The organism is Mycolicibacter sinensis, from assembly GCF_001667375.1.
In the GTDB taxonomy this organism is placed as follows: Bacteria; Actinomycetota; Actinomycetes; order Mycobacteriales; family Mycobacteriaceae; genus Mycobacterium; species Mycobacterium sinense_A.
This window is the reverse complement of the sequence record NZ_LZIN01000055.1, coordinates 1-15668: the sequence shown is the minus strand read 5'-3', so window position 1 is coordinate 15668 and position 15668 is coordinate 1. Positions and strand designations below refer to the sequence as shown.

Below are 15668 nucleotides of genomic sequence, written 5' to 3'. Positions count from 1 at the left end.
CTCAGCCGACCGAACGTGCTGCGCCGGACCAGAATTGGGCGCGCACCGCCTTCTTGTCCGGCTTACCCAGCGCGGTCACCGGCAGCGATTCCGCGACGACGACCTGCTTGGGTGATTGGACCGAGCCCTTGCGTTCTTTGACCGCGGACTGGATCTCGGCTGCCATCGCGGCGATGGCCGCGGCACCGGTGTCGACACCGGCACGCAGCACCACCACCGCGGTCACCGCCTCACCCCACTTCTCGTCGGGGGTGCCGATCACGCACACCTGAGCCACGCAGGGGTGCTCGGCGATGACGTCCTCGACCTCGCGGGGGAACACGTTGAAGCCGCCGGTGACGATCATGTCCTTGGTGCGGTCCACGATGTAGTAGAAGCCGTCTTCGTCTTCACGGGCCAGGTCGCCGGTGTGCATCCAGCCGTCCTTGAACGTCTCGGCGGTGGCCTCCGGAAGCTTCCAGTAGCCACCGGAGAGCAGCGGCCCGGACACACAGATCTCGCCGACCTCGCCCTGGGCCACCGGTTTGCCGTCCTCGCCGAGTAGCGCCACCCGGGCGAACAGCGTCGGGCGGCCGCAGGAGGTGAGTCGCTTCTGGTCGTGGTCCCCCTTGGCCAGGTAGGTGATCACCATCGGCGCCTCGGACTGGCCGTAGTACTGAGCGAAGATCGGGCCGAACCGATCGATGCCCTCCTGGAGCCGGACCGGGTTCATCGCCGAGGCGCCGTAGTACACCGTCTCCAGCGAGGACAGGTCGCGGGTGTGCGAATCCGGGTGATCCAGCAGCGCGTAGATCATCGACGGCACCAGCATGGTGGCGGTGATCTTCTGCTCCTCGATCACGCGCAGCACCTCGGCCGGGTCGAACTTGGTCAGCACCACCAGTTGGCCGCCCTTGACGATGGTCGGCACGAAGAACGCCGCGCCCGCATGGGAGAGCGGGGTGCACATCAAAAACTTGGGCTGTTCCGGCCACTCCCACTCGGCGAGCTGAATGGTCGTCATCGCGGTGATGGACCCCACGGTGCCGATGACGCCCTTCGGTTTTCCGGTGGTCCCGCCGGTGTAGGTGAGCCCGCCGATGTGGTCTGTGGGCAGATCGGCGGCCACCAGGGGCTGTGGCTCGAATTTGGCGGCTTGGGCGGCCAGGTCGACCGCCTTGCCGTCGAGCTCCGGTGGCACCGGCCCGATGGTCAGCACCTGTCGCAGCGCGGGCACCTTGTCGAGCAGGCCCAGGGCGCGCTCCACGAAGGCCGGGGTGGGGTCGATGATCAGCGTGCTGACCCCGGCGTCGGCCAGCACATAGGCGTGGTCGTCCAGCGACCCCAGCGGGTGCAGGGCGGTGCGCCGATAGCCTTGGGTCTGCCCGGCGCCGATGATCATCAGCACCTCGGGGCGGTTCAGTGACAGCAGGCCGCAGGTGTCGGCGCCGAGCGCCTCGAAGGCCTGAATGTATTGGCTGATGCGCTCGGCGAGCTGGCCGCCGGTCAGCGTGGTGTCGCCGAGGGCCAGCACCGGTTTGTCCTTGTTGCGCTTGAGGGCGCCCACGGTCAGATGCCCGGAATGGATGGGGTGGCGCAAGTCGTACGTCGACATCGGTTCACCTCTGCTACTGCGCTGACGGGTTGTCGCTGGAGACTACCGACAGCCCCGGGACGGGCCGAGGGTTGACACCCCGCCGCCCCGAAGATCTATTATTTGCGTATGCATGCAGATACTGGCCCGGCCGACCGGCTACCCGACGATCAGGTGGGCCTGATCGTCGAGGTGTTCCGGATGCTGGCCGACGCCACCCGGGTGCAGGTGCTCTGGGCGCTGACCAGCCGCGAGATGTCGGTGAGCGAACTCGCCGAACACGTCGGCAAACCGGCCCCGTCGGTCTCCCAGCACCTGGCGAAACTCCGGATGGCACGGCTGGTGCGCACTCGCCGGGAAGGCACCACGGTCTTCTACAGCATGGAGAACGAGCACGTCTGCCAATTGGTCACCGACGCCGTCTTCAACGCCGAGCACGCCGGCCCCGGAGTGCCGCCACATCACCGTGGCGCCAACTACCTGCCGGCCGCTGCCGGCCAGGCGTTGCCCGCGCTGAGGCAACGAATCATCGAACAAGGGAGTTGAGCCCCATGTCGCACCACAACCACGACCATGACGCGCCGCATGCGCACGAGCACGTCGAGCACGAACACGAACACACTCATGACGACGGCACCGTGCACAGCCATCCGCACGTGCATGAGGCCGGACTTGCCGACGAGGGGCACGCCCATTCGCACTGAGCCCTGACGGAGCTGGCCACCTCGAGGTGCGGGGGGTAAGCCGTTGCGACGTCGAGGAGGCACTCGACCTCATCGGGCACGTGCGCGTGCTGCAAGCCGATCACGCCTCGACGACCCGCACCGATCTCCTTCGGGCGCTGATGGCACGCAATGTTGGGGACACCACCACTTCCAACACCCGGACGTGGCTGACCCGCCGCCGCGAAAGCCACGAGGTATTCACCCTTACCCACCAGGGGCGGACCGTGATCCCGGCGTTCCAGCTGGACGAGCTCGGCCGTCCCCGCCCCGAACTGCAACCCATACTGGCGGCGCTCGCCGAGGCCGGCATCACCGGATGGCCACTGTGGACCTGGCTGACCAGCCCCACTGCCCTGCTGTCCGGCGAGATTCCCGAGCAGCTCGCCCTTCACCAGCCTCGGCGCGGTCGCGCACTCGCTGGACTGATTTGGCACTCGCGCCAAGCCGAACTCGCTGGCACCGGTCCGGACTGACCGGCGGCGCTCATACCGCTAGCACGATCAAGACGATGATGATCACGGCCAGCACGGCCAGTCCCACCCACAGCATCAGCCCTGGTGATGCCCCCGGCCGGCCCGCCGGCGTCAGCTGCGAGCCGGTCGTGGGGGGTACGTCCGATGTGCCGGTTCCAGCCGCGCCGGGTGTTCCCGGAGCCGGAGGCGGGATCGAACCTGGATCTGGCGGCAAGGGAGAAGTGGTCATGGGCGTTGCATTGACCGTTTACGCCGACGTCAAACCACGCTGGTGGGCGCGGACGGTATCGAACCGCCGACCGCTGGTGTGTAAAACCAGAGCTCTACCACTGAGCTACGCGCCCCTGCCTCGGGGAGGTTACCGGGCCGGTACCGCAGACCCAAAACGGCTACACCCCGCGACGACCGTGCACAGAATGCCGCCTCAGGCGGCGTGTCGGCGGGCGGACCGCACACTCACCGCGAACAGCGTCAGGACTTCAGCGCCGCCAGCGCGTCGACCCAGAGCTGCTGGTCGCGGGCCTCGCCGGGCGCCTTCATCTCGGCGAACCGGATGATCCCGGACTTGTCGACCACGAAAGTGCCGCGGTTGGAGAAGCCGGTGTCTTCGTTGAACACCCCATAGGTCTGGCTGACCGCGCCGTGCGGCCAGAAGTCCGAGAGCACCGGGAACAGGAACCCGCTCTGGGTGGCCCAGATCTTGTGGGTGGGCGGCGGACCGACCGAGATGGCCAGTGCCACGCTGTCGTCGTTGACGTAGGTCGGCAGATGGTCACGCAATTGACCCAGCTCACCCTCGCAAATGCCGGTGAACGCCAACGGGAAGAACACCAGCAAAACGTTCTTCTCACCGCGGTAATCGCTCAGGGTGACCTGCTGCTGATTCTGGTCCTTGAGGGTGAAATCAGGAGCTTCGGTACCGACTTCCAGCATCAACGCTTTCCCGTCCTCGATTTGGGCTGAACCAGTCGACTGGCACTCCAGTCGCCGAGGTTGACCGACGAGGTCGGCATCAGCCCGGCGGTCGGCGCCGCCTCCGCGATCTCGGCGGGCTGAACATGGCCGGACTTGCCGGTCTTGGGGGTCAGCACCCAGATCACGCCGTCGTCGGCCAGCGCGGTGATCGCGTCCATCAGGGTGTCCACCAAGTCGCCGTCGCCGTCGCGCCACCACAGCAGCACCACGTCGACCACCTCGTCGGTGTCTTCATCGAGCAGTTCACTGCCACAGGCCTCTTCGACGTCGACACGGATGTCGTCGTCGGCGTCGTCGTCCCAGCCGAACTCCTGGACCAACTGCTTGTTTTCTATGCCCAATTTGCGGGCGAAGTTCGGGGCGTTATCCGCCGCGACCACCGTGTGACCTCCTTCGACTTTCACCGTGCTGAGTGTTGGGCATCATCGTTGCACAGCCGGGTCCGAAAAGATCGGTGACCTCAGAAGGCTCGGCACAGCTGCATCCCCTTCTCCCGGGCCCGGTTGAGCTCGTCTTTGCGGGCGTTGTACACCGAGACCGGCGCCTTGGACGAAATCGCGGTCGCCACGCCGCGGGCGGCGTCGGCATAGGTGGTGAACGCGTCCTTGAGTTCCGTCGACAGCTTCTCGTTGATGGCGCCGGACACCTCGTCGGCGCTGTGGTTGAGCGCCTCGACCGCGGGCCCGGCGGTTCCGGGGATGTCACCGCCGCTGTTGAACGCCTCCACGTACTTGTTCACGGTGTCGACGGCGTCGCTGCTGCTCGAGGCGAACCTGCCGCATGCGCCGCGCACCGCCTGGGTCGTCATCGACTGCTGGCGCTGGGTCTCACGGATGCTCGAGGTCGCCTCCGAGGCCGACACCGACGCCGACACCGAGGAGCGGTACGCCGGCGCCGCCGAGGTGTCCGCCTCCGGCGTTCCGCCGATGATGCTGGTGCAGCCGACGACGCCCATCGCCACCGCCGCGGTTCCACCGGCCACCAGCGCACCCGCCCGGGCGTGTCGCCGCGCCCGCCCCCGCGGGACGGTCCGCCATCCGGTCAGCACAGCGTCAGACGTTACCGGGTAGGCGGTCACATGCCGAGATCAGCCCACCCCCATCCGTCACTCACCCACCGCCGGTCCCGGGCCCGGTGAGGCAGGATAGAAAAGACAAGACCGGCGAAGCGATCGGTCCGGTGTCGTTCTGGCCACAAGCCGGGAGACACGTCTTGACCTCCAAACCAAGGAGTAATGCGTTGACTACCGAGGCCGTGCACCAAGATCCGGTCAATAAGTTAAGCGCCGCAAGCGAATCCGACCGGGTCCGGGTGATCCGCGAAGGGGTGGCGTCCTACCTTCCCGACATCGACCCGGAAGAGACCTCCGAGTGGTTGGAGTCCTTCGACCAGCTGCTGGCCCGGTCTGGTCAGTCCCGCGCCCGCTACCTGATGCTGCGGCTACTGGAACGCGCCGGCGAGCAGCGGGTGGCGATTCCGGCGCTCACCTCCACCGACTACGTCAACACCATCCCCACCGAACTGGAGCCCTGGTTCCCTGGCGACGAGGACACCGAACGCCGCTTTCGCCGGTGGATCCGCTGGAACGCCGCAGTGATGGTGCACCGTGCGCAGCGGCCGGGAGTCGGTGTCGGCGGGCATATCTCGACTTACGCGTCGTCATCGACGCTCTATGAGGTCGGGTTCAACCACTTCTTCCGCGGCAAAAACCACCCCGGCGGCGGAGACCAGATTTTCATCCAGGGCCACGCCTCCCCCGGCATCTACGCGCGGGCGTTCCTGGAGGGCCGGCTGAGCACCCACCAACTCGACGGCTTCCGGCAGGAGCACAGCCATCCCGACGGTGGGCTGCCGTCCTACCCGCATCCGCGGCTGATGCCCGACTTCTGGGAGTTTCCCACGGTCTCGATGGGGCTGGGCCCGATGAACGCCATCTATCAGGCCCGGTTCAACCACTACCTGCACGACCGCGGCATCAAGGACACCTCCGACCAGCACGTATGGTGCTTTTTGGGCGACGGCGAGATGGACGAGCCGGAGAGCCGCGGCCTGCTGCACGTCGGCGCGCTGGAGGGCCTGGACAACCTGACCTTCGTGATCAACTGCAACCTGCAGCGCCTCGACGGCCCGGTGCGCGGCAACGGCAAGATCATCCAGGAACTCGAATCGTTCTTCCGCGGGGCGGGCTGGAACGTGATCAAGGTGGTCTGGGGCCGCGAGTGGGACGCCCTGTTGCACGCCGACCGGGACGGCGCCCTGGTCAACCTGATGAACGTCACGCCCGACGGCGACTACCAGACCTACAAGGCGAACGACGGCGGCTATGTGCGTCAGCACTTCTTCGGCCGCGACCCGCGTACCAAGGCCCTGGTCGAGGATCTGTCCGACCAGGACATCTGGCACCTCAAACGCGGCGGGCACGACTACCGCAAGGTCCATGCGGCCTACCGGGCCGCCGTCGAGCACAAGGGCCAGCCGACCGTCATCCTGGCCAAGACCATCAAGGGCTACAGCCTGGGCAGCTATTTCGCCGGCCGCAACGCCACCCACCAGATGAAGAAGTTCCGCCTGCAGGACCTCAAGGATTTCCGCGACGAGATGCGAATTCCCATCTCCGACGCTGAACTCGAGGACAACCCGTATCTGCCGCCGTACTACCACCCCGGCGAGAACGCCCCGGAGATCCGCTATCTGCTGGACCGCCGACGCAGTCTCGGCGGTTTCGTCCCGCACCGCCGCACCCAGGCCCGCGCACTGACGCTGCCCGACTCGAGGCCGTATGCGGCGGTCAAGAAGGGATCGGGCACCCAAGAAGTCGCCACCACCATGGCAACCGTGCGGGTGTTCAAAGAACTGTTGCGGGACAAGGAAATCGGGGATCGGCTGGTCCCGATCATCCCCGACGAGGCGCGCACGTTCGGGATGGACTCATGGTTCCCGTCGTTGAAGATCTACAACCGCTACGGGCAGCTCTACACCTCCGTCGACGCCGATCTGATGCTGGCCTACAAGGAAAGCGAAGTCGGCCAGATCCTGCATGAGGGCATCAACGAGGCCGGCTCGACGGCGTCGTTCACTGCGGTCGGGACGTCGTATGCCACCCACGATGAGCCGATGATCCCGATCTACATCTTCTACTCGATGTTCGGCTTCCAGCGCACCGGTGACGGGCTCTGGGCGGCCGCCGACCAGATGGCGCGCGGTTTCCTGCTCGGCGCCACCGCGGGCCGCACCACCTTGACCGGTGAGGGTCTGCAGCACGCCGACGGGCACTCGCTGCTGTTGGCCAGCACCAACCCGGCGGTGGTCTCGTACGATCCGGCGTTCGCCTTCGAGATCGCCTACATCATCGAAAGCGGGCTGCAGCGCATGTTCGGCGCGAACCCGGAGAACGTGTACTTCTACATGACCATCTACAACGAGCCCTATGTCCAACCGGCGGAGCCGGAGGGCTTCGACCCGGACGGACTGCTGCGCGGCATCTACCGCTACCAACAGGCCGCGGAGCCCCGATCCCACGCCGCCCAGATCCTGGCCTCCGGCGTGTCGATGCCCGAGGCGCTACGGGCCGCCGACATGCTGGCCGCCGACTGGGATGTGGCCGCCGACGTCTGGTCGGTGACCAGCTGGGGTGAGCTCAACCGGGACGGCGTCGCGGTCGAACGCGAGCGGTTGCGCCACCCTGACCGAGAGGCCGGGGTGCCGTATGTGACTCAGGCACTGGCGGACGCGACCGGCCCGGTTGTCGCGGTGTCGGACTGGATGCGCGCGGTGCCCGAACAGATCCGGCCTTGGGTGCCCGGCAGTTACGTCACACTGGGCACCGACGGGTTCGGCTTCTCCGATACCCGACCGGCCGCGCGGCGTTACTTCAACACCGATGCCGAATCAGTCGTGGTCGCGGTGCTGGCGGCCTTGGCCCGCGATGGGTCGATCGACGCATCGGTCGCGGCCACGGCCGCGGACCGGTACCGGATCGACGACGTGATGGCCGCGCCTGAGCAGACGTCGGACTCGGGCGTCGCCTGACACCCGCCGCCTGACACCCGCCGCTTATTGTTGGGAGTCACCAGAAATCTGGCGTAGCTTTTAGGGATGGTTGACAACAGTCCGGGTGGGCCGGTCCTGCCGCGGTCCACTCTGGAGCTGCTCAGCGCCGTACCGGACACGCTGCTGCGCCGGCTCAAGCACTATTCGGGCCGACTGGCCACCGAGGCGGTGTCGGCGATGGGCGACCGGCTGCCCTTCTTCGCCGACCTGGAGGCGTCCCAGCGCGCCAGCGTCGCCCTGGTGGTACAGACCGCCGTGGTCAACTTCGCCGAGTGGATGCACGACCCGCACGGCAACGTCAGCCACACCGCGCAGGCGTTTGAGCTGGTGCCGCAAGAGCTGACCCGCCACATCGCGCTGCGGCACACCGTGGACATGGTGCGGGTCACCATGGAGTTCTTCGAGGAGGTCGTGCCGCTGCTGGCCCGCTCCGAGGAGCAGGTCACCGCACTGACGGTGGGCATCCTCAAGTACAGCCGTGACCTGGCTTTCACCGCCGCCTCCGCCTACGCCGACGCCGCCGAGGCTCGCGGCACCTGGGATTCCCGGATGGAGGCCAGCGTGGTGGACGCCGTGGTGCGCGGCGACACCGGCCCGGAGCTGCTGAGCCGGGCGGCGGCGCTGAACTGGGACACCACCGCGCCGGCCACGGTCGTGGTGGGCACCGCACCGCCGGGCCCGGACGCTCCCCCGCAAGCGGGAGGTGCCCCCATCTCCGGCCAGAAGGCCAGCCAGGACGTCCGCGACGTCGCCGAACGCCACGGCCGGGCGGCGCTGACCGACGTGCACGGCACCTGGCTGGTGGCGATCGTGTCGGGCCCGCTGTCACCGACCCAGAAGTTCCTGGCCGACCTGCTCGGCGCGTTCTCCGACGGGCCGGTGGTGATCGGCCCGACCGCGCCGAGCCTGACCGCGGCCTACCACAGCGCCAGCGAGGCGATCTCCGGGATGAACGCCGTGGTCGGCTGGACCGGAGCGCCGCGCCCGGTGCTGGCCCGCGAGCTGCTGCCCGAGCGGGCCCTGATCGGGGACGCCTCGGCGATCGCGGCCCTGCACACCGACGTGATGCGGCCCCTGGCCGAGGCCGGGCCGTCGCTGACCGAGACGCTGGACGCCTACCTGGACTGTGGCGGCGCGATCGAGGCCTGCTCGCGCAAGTTGTTCGTTCATCCAAACACCGTCCGCTACCGACTCAAGCGGATCGCCGACTTCACCGGTCGCGATCCCACCCAGCCCCGCGACGCCTATGTGCTGCGGGTGGCGGCCACCGTCGGGCGGCTGGCCAATCAGGCCCAACATGCCAGCTTCAGCAGCCCACCGGTGACATACGCCACGCCACCGGTGGGCGGGGGCGCGCCCCACGAACATCGGGTCGGGTGAGGCGCGCCGGACGGTCGGCTTCGGCAGCACGTCCTCAACCAGGCAGTTGTCGCGGGAAGGTATCAAACACGTCGCATCGGATGGCACGTTTGTAGGACCTCCACAAAAACATAAGACAATGTTCATGTTCTAGGACATCCTGCAAACCGCGCTTCACAATGTTCTCTTAAAGATGTGATTGCGTTGCTCGCTCCCGGACAGGGATCCCAGACTCCCGGCATGCTGTCGCCGTGGCTGGAACAGCCCGGTTCCGCCAGCCAGCTGGCCGCGTGGTCGGAGATCAGCGGTCTGGATCTGGTCGCCTTGGGCACCACCGCGACCGCCGAGGAGATCACCGACACGACGGTGACCCAGCCGCTGGTGGTGGCCGCGACGCTGCTCGCCTACAACGAGCTGTCCCAGCGCCGCAATAGCCCGCTGGGCGAGGACGTGATCGTGGCCGGCCACTCGGTCGGCGAGATCGCCGCCTACGCCATCGCGGGCGTTATCTCCCCCGACGACGCCGTCATGCTGGCCGCCACCCGCGGCCGGGAAATGGCCAAGGCCTGCGCACTCGAGCCCACCGGTATGGCCGCGGTGCTCGGCGGCGACGAGACCGAGGTGCTGACCCGCCTCGAGCAGCTCGACCTGGTCCCGGCCAACCGCAACGCCGTCGGCCAGATCGTCGCGGCGGGCCTCGTGACCGCGCTGGACAAGCTCGCCGAAGACCCGCCCGCCAAGGCCCGGGTGCGCAAGCTGGCCACCGCCGGCGCGTTCCACACCCAGTTCATGGCGCCCGCGCTGGAGGCCTACTCCGCCGCTGCGGAGCAGGTCGCCGCATCCGATCCCGCCGCTACACTGTTGTCCAACCGCGACGGGCAGCCCGTCACCTCGGCGGCCGCCGCGATGGAGAACCTGGTCGCCCAGCTGACCCGGCCGGTGCGCTGGGATCTGTGCACCGAGACGCTTCGCGCCCGGGGCGTCAGCGCGATCGTGGAGTTCCCGCCCGCGGGGACCTTGGCCGGCATCGCCAAACGCGAACTTCGGGGGACCCCGACGCACGCCGTCAAATCCCCCGCAGATCTGGACGGGCTGCCAGAGTTCTAACCCTTTTCAAGCCCGCTCCAACCTGCACAACCAGATACGCAGTAATCAGCCCGCACACCCCGTGCGGATCCAACCGAAGGGAATCACAGTGCCTGCTAGTCAGGAAGAAATCATCGCCGGTCTTGCCGAGATCATCGAAGAGGTGACCGGTATCGAGCCGAGCGAGGTCACCGTCGAGAAGTCGTTCGTCGACGACCTGGACATCGACTCGCTGTCCATGGTGGAGATCGCCGTGCAGACCGAGGACAAGTACGGCGTGAAGATCCCCGACGAGGACCTGGCCGGTCTGCGCACCGTGGGTGACGTAGTGGGCTACATCCAGAAGCTCGAGGCCGAGAACCCCGAGGCCGCCGCGGCCCTGCGCGAGAAGTTCGGTTCGGAGAGCTAAGTGACCAAGCCCTCCACGGCCAACGGCGGTTACCCCAATGTGGTGGTAACCGCCGTTGAGGCCACCACTTCAATCGGGGCGGACGTCGAGAGCACGTGGAAGGGCCTGTTGGCCGGCGAGAGTGGAATCCACGTCCTCGAGGATGACTTCGTTAGCAAATGGGATCTGCCGGTCAAGATCGGCGGGCACCTCAAGGACCCGGTCGACGACCACATGGGCCGGCTGGACCTGCGGCGCATGTCCTACGTCCAGCGGATGGCAAAACTGCTAGCCGGGCGCTTGTGGGAGAACGCCGGTTCCCCCGAGGTCGACCCGGACCGGTTCACCGTAGTCGTCGGTACCGGACTGGGCGGCGGCGAGAAGATCGTCGAGACCTACGACCTGATGAACGAGGGCGGCCCCCGTAAGGTGTCGCCGCTGGCCGTGCAGATGATCATGCCCAACGGTGCCGCTGCGGTGGTCGGACTGCAACTCGGCGCCCGCGCCGGGGTCATCACCCCGGTCTCGGCCTGCTCGTCGGGATCCGAGGCCATCGCGCACGCGTGGCGTCAGATCGTGATGGGTGACGCGGACTTCGCGGTCTGCGGCGGTGTCGAAGGCGGCATCGAGGCGCTGCCGATCGCGACGTTCTCGATGATGCGCGCGATGTCGACCCGCAACGACGACCCCGAGGGTGCGTCGCGGCCGTTCGACAAAGACCGTGACGGGTTCGTGTTCGGCGAGGCCGGTGCGCTGATGATCATCGAGACCGAGGAGCACGCCAAGGCCCGTGGCGCCAAGCCGCTGGCCCGGTTAATGGGGGCCGGAATCACCTCCGACGCCTTCCACATGGTGGCTCCCGGCCCCGACGGCAAGCGGGCGGGTTACGCCATGAAGCGGTCGCTGGAGTTGGCGGGCCTGTCCGCCAAGGACGTCGACCACGTCAACGCCCACGGAACGGCCACTCCCATCGGTGACACCGCCGAGGCGAACGCCATCCGGGAAGCCGGCTGCGAGCACGCCGCGGTGTACGCACCCAAGTCGGCGCTGGGCCACTCCATCGGAGCGGTCGGTGCGCTGGAATCGGTGCTGACCGTGCTCTCCCTGCGCGACGGGGTCATCCCGCCGACGCTGAACTACGAGACGCCCGACCCGGAGATCAACCTGGATGTGGTCGCGGGAGCGCCCCGCTACGGCGAATACCAGTACGCGATCAACAACTCGTTCGGGTTCGGTGGGCACAACGTGGCGCTCGCCTTCGGGCGGTACTGACACTTCCCGTCACAAGAGGAGTTCGGAACACCCATGTCAACACTGGCCACTGGCAACGGTTTACCCAACGTCGTCGTCACCGGTTTTGCCATGACGACCGCTCTGGCCGCCGATGCAGAGTCCACTTGGAAGGCTTTGCTCGACGGCCAGAGCGGGATTCGAGAGCTCACCGACCCGTTCGTCGAGGAATACGACCTGCCGGTCCGCATCGGTGGGCGCCTGATCGAGACGCCCGAGGCATTCGATGAGGGGCTGAGCCGAACCGAGCTGCGTCGACTGTCCTACCTGCAGAAGCTGTCCACCGTGATCAGCCGGCGGGCCTGGGAGCACGCCGGCTCACCCGAGGTCGACACCCGCCGGCTGCTGGTGTCGATCGGCACCGGGATGGGCTCTTCCGAGGAGCTCATCTGGGCCTACGACGGCATGCGGGAACGCGGCCTCAAGGCGGTCTCCCCGCTGACCGTGCAGAAGTACATGCCCAATGGTGCGGCCGCGGCGGTCGGGCTGGACCGGCACGCGAAGGCCGGAGTGATCACCCCGGTCTCGGCGTGTGCGTCCGGCTCGGAGGGCATCGCGCACGCCTGGCAGCAGATCGTGCTCGGCGAGGCCGACATCGCGATCTGCGGCGGGGTGGAGACCCGGATCGAAGCCGTGCCCATCGCCGGCTTCGCCCAGATGCGCATCGTGCTGTCCACCACCAACGACGACCCGCCCGGTGCCTGCCGCCCGTTCGACCGGGACCGCAACGGGTTCGTGTTCGGCGAGGGGGCCGCGGTGATGATCATCGAGACCGAGGAGCACGCGAAAGCCCGCGGCGCCAACATCATCGCCCGGATCATGGGCGCATCGATCACCTCCGACGGCTACCACATCGTGGCGCCGGACCCCGACGGCGCGAGCGCTGGTCGGGCGATGACGCGGGCCATCGAGCTGGCCGGCTTGACTCCCGGCGACATCAGCCACGTCAACGCTCATGCCACCGGAACCTCGGTGGGCGACGTGGCCGAGGGCCACGCCATCAACAACGCGCTGGGCCCCCACGGCGGCGACGCGGCCGTTTATGCGCCGAAGAGCGCGCTGGGCCACTCCGTCGGCGCGGTCGGCGCGGTGGAATCGATCCTCACCGTGCTCGCCTTGCGCGACCAGATCATCCCGCCGACGCTCAACCTGGCCAATCTCGACCCCGAGATCGACCTGGATGTGGTGGCCGACAAGCCGCGCGCCGGCGACTACCAGTACGCGATCAACAACTCGTTCGGATTCGGCGGGCACAACGTGGCGCTCGCCTTCGGCCGGTATTAACGGTCGCCCCAGCGAGACAAGAATCGATTAAGGAGACGCGCGATGACGACCATGGCTCCCGAGACGGTGGGCGAATCACTCGACCCGCGCGACCCCCTGCTGCGTCTGTCGACGTTCTTCGACGACGGCACGGTGGAACTGCTGCACGAGCGTGACCGCTCCGGAGTGCTGGCGGCGGGCGGCAACGTCAACGGCGTGCGCACCATCGCGTTCTGCACCGACGGCACCGTGATGGGCGGTGCGATGGGTATCGAGGGCTGCGACCACATCGTCAACGCCTACGACACCGCGATCGCCGAGCAGAGCCCGATCGTGGGCCTGTGGCACTCCGGTGGCGCCCGGTTGGCCGAGGGGGTGCGCGCACTGCACGCGGTGGGGCGGGTCTTCGAGGCGATGATCCGGGCGTCGGGTTACGTCCCGCAGATCTCGGTGGTGGTCGGCTTCGCCGCCGGCGGCGCCGCCTACGGCCCGGCGCTGACCGACGTCATCGTGATGGCCCCGGAGGGCCGGGTGTTCGTCACCGGCCCCGACGTGGTGCGCAGCGTCACCGGTGAGGACGTCGACATGGCCGCACTCGGCGGCCCCGACACCCACCACAAGAAGTCGGGCGTGTGCCACATCGTCGCCGACGACGAACTCGATGCCTACGAGCGCGGCCGCCGCCTGGTCGGATTGTTCTGCCAGCAGGGCCATTTCGACCGCAACAAGGCCGAGGCGGAAGAGATCGACCTGCACGCGCTGCTGCCGGAGTCGGCGCGACGCGCCTATGACGTGCACCCGCTGGTGCACAGGCTGCTCGATTCAGACGCACACTTCGACGAGTTCCAGGCCAAGTGGGCGCCGTCGATGGTGGTCGGGCTGGGCCGGTTGTCGGGGCGCACCGTCGGGGTGCTGGCCAACAACCCGCTGCGGCTCGGCGGCTGCCTGAACTCCGAAAGCGCTGAGAAGGCAGCCCGTTTCGTGCGGTTGTGCGACGCGTTCGGGATTCCGCTGATCGTGATCGTCGACGTGCCGGGCTACCTGCCCGGGGTCGGCCAGGAGTGGGGTGGCGTGGTGCGCCGCGGCGCCAAGCTGCTGCACGCGTTCGGCGAGGCCACCGTTCCGCGGGTCACGCTGGTCACCCGGAAAACCTACGGCGGGGCCTACATCGCGATGAACTCCCGCTCGCTGGGCGCCACCAAGGTGTTCGCCTGGCCGGACGCCGAGGTCGCGGTGATGGGCGCCAAGGCCGCGGTCGGCATCCTGCACAAGAAGAAGCTGGCCGCCGCCCCCGATCACGAGCGCGAGGCCCTGCACGAGGAGCTCGCCTTGGAGCACGAGCGGATCGCCGGCGGGGTGGATTCGGCCATCGACATCGGCGTCGTCGACGAGAAGATCGATCCCTCGCACACCCGCAGCAAGATCACCCAGGCGCTGGCCGAGGCTCCGGCCCGGCGCGGGCGCCACAAGAACATCCCGCTGTAGGTCGGTTCGGTTCCTTTCCTCCCCGCGAGAGTGCGTGTTAGTACCGCGACACGCCGGTAGCAGTGTGCAAATGTGCACGCTCGGGAAGAAGTAAGCGGACTTGGCGTTGATGTCGAACATCGAGTCGTACCCGGCCTCGGTGGTCTCCAACATCGGCTTCCGCAGCATTTTGCCGACGGTATTGACCGCCCCGGGGCTTCGTACTACTGCGACTTTCTGATCAACGCCTGCCGGCGTGCCGGATTCGATCCGCAATACCGGGTCAGTCGGGTGCAGGGCTGCTTACCCCAGGCGGCGGCATTGCCAGAGGACGCCGCCGCGTTCGTCACCGCACCGTCGGGCCCCGCCGTCGACGGCGCCGTTACCGTGATCGATCTCGACGAACCCCTGCTGGTGCCGGCGCAGGGCCTGTGGCAGCCACACACGAATTCAGCTGTGCGGGATCTGATCCTGCGTTGACCCGGAACTCGCCGCAACAGCGCTCAGGCGCTGTCGCTGAGTCCCTGGCGGATCAACGACTTGGCGTTCTCCACGACCGCATCGATGGATCCCAGACTGGGCGTCCACCACTCCACCGCCCAGTTCAACGAGCCGAGAACGAGCATCTGCGCGATATAGAGGTCCAGTTCTGGGCGCAGTTGACCATCGCGGGCGACGTCGTTGATGAGCCGGCGCCAGATCTCGCCATAGCGCTCCTCCTCGACGATCTGCCGCTTGCGAATCGCCATCGGCACCTGCCCGGCATTGCGGATCCACGCGGTGGCGTAGTCGGAGGTCTGCAATACATGACACAGGTGAGCCTCGACGCTGGCGAGCAGGCGCGTCAGTGGCGGTGTGCCGTCGGGCAGCTCGTCGAGAACCGCCGCGACGTATTCGCGCATACCCGAGATACCCGCGAACATCACTTCCTCGACCAGCTCGTCACGTGAGGCGTAGTAGTGGTAGATCGCCGGGGCTTGCAAGTCGGCTGCGGCGGCAACGTCACTGAGGCGAAGTCCGGC

At 67.6% G+C, this 15668-nt stretch carries 15 protein-coding genes, 1 tRNA gene and 1 pseudogene; 10 read left to right on the top strand and 7 right to left on the bottom strand.

Annotated elements, in window-relative coordinates; all coding sequences use genetic code 11:
- Window position 1 precedes the first annotated feature (1 nt).
- Window positions 2-1594, bottom strand: coding sequence for a fatty-acid--CoA ligase FadD8 (gene fadD8 / locus A5771_RS11145; RefSeq protein WP_064855281.1), 1593 nt, complete (start codon window positions 1592-1594; stop codon window positions 2-4).
- 108 nt (window positions 1595-1702) lie between these two features.
- Here fadD8 and A5771_RS11140 point away from each other — a divergent pair, with 108 nt between their 5' ends.
- Genes A5771_RS11140 through A5771_RS11135 form a run of 3 tightly spaced genes read left to right on the top strand, consistent with a single transcriptional unit; the run spans window position 1703 to window position 2771 of the window.
- Window positions 1703-2119 carry an ArsR/SmtB family transcription factor gene (locus A5771_RS11140; protein WP_064855280.1) on the top strand — a complete coding sequence of 139 codons (417 nt, stop codon included), beginning with the start codon at window positions 1703-1705 and terminating at the stop codon, window positions 2117-2119.
- Window positions 2120-2124: 5 nt separating this feature from the next.
- On the top strand, window positions 2125-2277 hold the full coding sequence (locus A5771_RS22605) for a zinc transporter Slc39a7 (RefSeq protein WP_234783027.1): 153 nt from the start codon (window positions 2125-2127) through the stop codon (window positions 2275-2277).
- Window positions 2278-2303: 26 nt separating this feature from the next.
- Window positions 2304-2771, top strand: a complete 468-nt coding sequence (locus tag A5771_RS11135) for a hypothetical protein (protein ID WP_064855279.1) — start codon at window positions 2304-2306, stop codon at window positions 2769-2771.
- 269 nt (window positions 2772-3040) lie between these two features.
- Here the strand turns inward: A5771_RS11135 and A5771_RS11130 are convergent.
- The 4 genes from A5771_RS11130 to A5771_RS11115 all read right to left on the bottom strand — a co-directional run bounded on the left by A5771_RS11130 (window position 3041) and on the right by A5771_RS11115 (window position 4794).
- Window positions 3041-3115, bottom strand: a tRNA-Val gene (locus A5771_RS11130).
- 127 nt (window positions 3116-3242) lie between these two features.
- Entirely contained in the window at window positions 3243-3704 is a 462-nt protein-coding gene (locus A5771_RS11125) for a peroxiredoxin (protein WP_064855278.1), read from the bottom strand.
- Window positions 3704-4126: a DUF3052 domain-containing protein gene (locus A5771_RS11120; RefSeq protein WP_064855277.1), complete on the bottom strand. Its 423-nt coding sequence runs from the start codon at window positions 4124-4126 to the stop codon at window positions 3704-3706. Before A5771_RS11120 ends, A5771_RS11125 begins: the two co-directional genes overlap by 1 nt.
- 80 nt (window positions 4127-4206) lie before the next feature.
- Complete coding sequence (locus A5771_RS11115) at window positions 4207-4794, bottom strand: hypothetical protein (protein ID WP_165606094.1); 588 nt, start codon at window positions 4792-4794, stop codon at window positions 4207-4209.
- A gap of 191 nt (window positions 4795-4985) precedes the next feature.
- On the opposite strand from A5771_RS11115, the gene aceE reads away from it, so the two are divergent.
- The 7 genes from aceE (at window position 4986) to A5771_RS11080 (ending at window position 14667) form a co-directional block, all read left to right on the top strand.
- Window positions 4986-7775 carry a pyruvate dehydrogenase (acetyl-transferring), homodimeric type gene (aceE, locus tag A5771_RS11110; RefSeq protein WP_064855276.1) on the top strand — a complete coding sequence of 930 codons (2790 nt, stop codon included), beginning with the start codon at window positions 4986-4988 and terminating at the stop codon, window positions 7773-7775.
- Window positions 7776-7841: 66 nt separating this feature from the next.
- Window positions 7842-9176, top strand: coding sequence for a PucR family transcriptional regulator (locus A5771_RS11105; protein ID WP_064855275.1), 1335 nt, complete (start codon window positions 7842-7844; stop codon window positions 9174-9176).
- A gap of 174 nt (window positions 9177-9350) precedes the next feature.
- Complete coding sequence (locus A5771_RS11100) at window positions 9351-10262, top strand: ACP S-malonyltransferase (protein ID WP_082947185.1); 912 nt, start codon at window positions 9351-9353, stop codon at window positions 10260-10262.
- Window positions 10263-10350: 88 nt separating this feature from the next.
- Window positions 10351-10650 carry a meromycolate extension acyl carrier protein AcpM gene (acpM, locus tag A5771_RS11095; RefSeq protein ID WP_024440584.1) on the top strand — a complete coding sequence of 100 codons (300 nt, stop codon included), beginning with the start codon at window positions 10351-10353 and terminating at the stop codon, window positions 10648-10650.
- Complete coding sequence (kasA, locus tag A5771_RS11090; protein WP_064855273.1) at window positions 10651-11901, top strand: 3-oxoacyl-ACP synthase KasA; 1251 nt, start codon at window positions 10651-10653, stop codon at window positions 11899-11901. It abuts the gene before it with no gap.
- Window positions 11902-11934: 33 nt separating this feature from the next.
- A complete protein-coding gene (kasB, locus tag A5771_RS11085) occupies window positions 11935-13203 on the top strand; it encodes a 3-oxoacyl-ACP synthase KasB (protein ID WP_064855272.1) in 1269 nt (422 codons plus the stop codon).
- A 42-nt stretch (window positions 13204-13245) separates the two neighbouring features.
- Window positions 13246-14667, top strand: a complete 1422-nt coding sequence (locus A5771_RS11080; protein WP_064855271.1) for an acyl-CoA carboxylase subunit beta — start codon at window positions 13246-13248, stop codon at window positions 14665-14667.
- A gap of 84 nt (window positions 14668-14751) precedes the next feature.
- Here A5771_RS11080 and A5771_RS23965 read toward each other — a convergent pair.
- Both A5771_RS23965 and A5771_RS11070 read right to left on the bottom strand, forming a co-directional pair.
- A pseudogene (locus A5771_RS23965) lies at window positions 14752-14856 on the bottom strand (SDR family oxidoreductase); the annotation flags it as partial.
- A gap of 293 nt (window positions 14857-15149) precedes the next feature.
- Window positions 15150-15668, bottom strand: a 519-nt coding sequence (locus tag A5771_RS11070; RefSeq protein ID WP_082947184.1) for a TetR family transcriptional regulator, incomplete at its 5' end; no start/stop codon positions are given.

What these genes read in the sequence shown, in the direction of transcription:
- A5771_RS11105 (WP_064855275.1), top strand. Translation starts at nt 7,842, where the DNA reads ATGGTTGACAACAGTCCGGGTGGGCCGGTCCTGCCGCGGTCCACTCTG.
- A5771_RS11140 (WP_064855280.1), top strand. Translation starts at nt 1,703, where the DNA reads ATGCATGCAGATACTGGCCCGGCCGACCGGCTACCCGACGATCAGGTG.
- A5771_RS22605 (WP_234783027.1), top strand. Translation starts at nt 2,125, where the DNA reads ATGTCGCACCACAACCACGACCATGACGCGCCGCATGCGCACGAGCAC.
- kasB (WP_064855272.1), top strand. Translation starts at nt 11,935, where the DNA reads ATGTCAACACTGGCCACTGGCAACGGTTTACCCAACGTCGTCGTCACC.
- A5771_RS11125 (WP_064855278.1), bottom strand. Translation starts at nt 3,704, where the DNA reads ATGCTGGAAGTCGGTACCGAAGCTCCTGATTTCACCCTCAAGGACCAG.
- A5771_RS11080 (WP_064855271.1), top strand. Translation starts at nt 13,246, where the DNA reads ATGACGACCATGGCTCCCGAGACGGTGGGCGAATCACTCGACCCGCGC.
- fadD8 (WP_064855281.1), bottom strand. Translation starts at nt 1,594, where the DNA reads ATGTCGACGTACGACTTGCGCCACCCCATCCATTCCGGGCATCTGACC.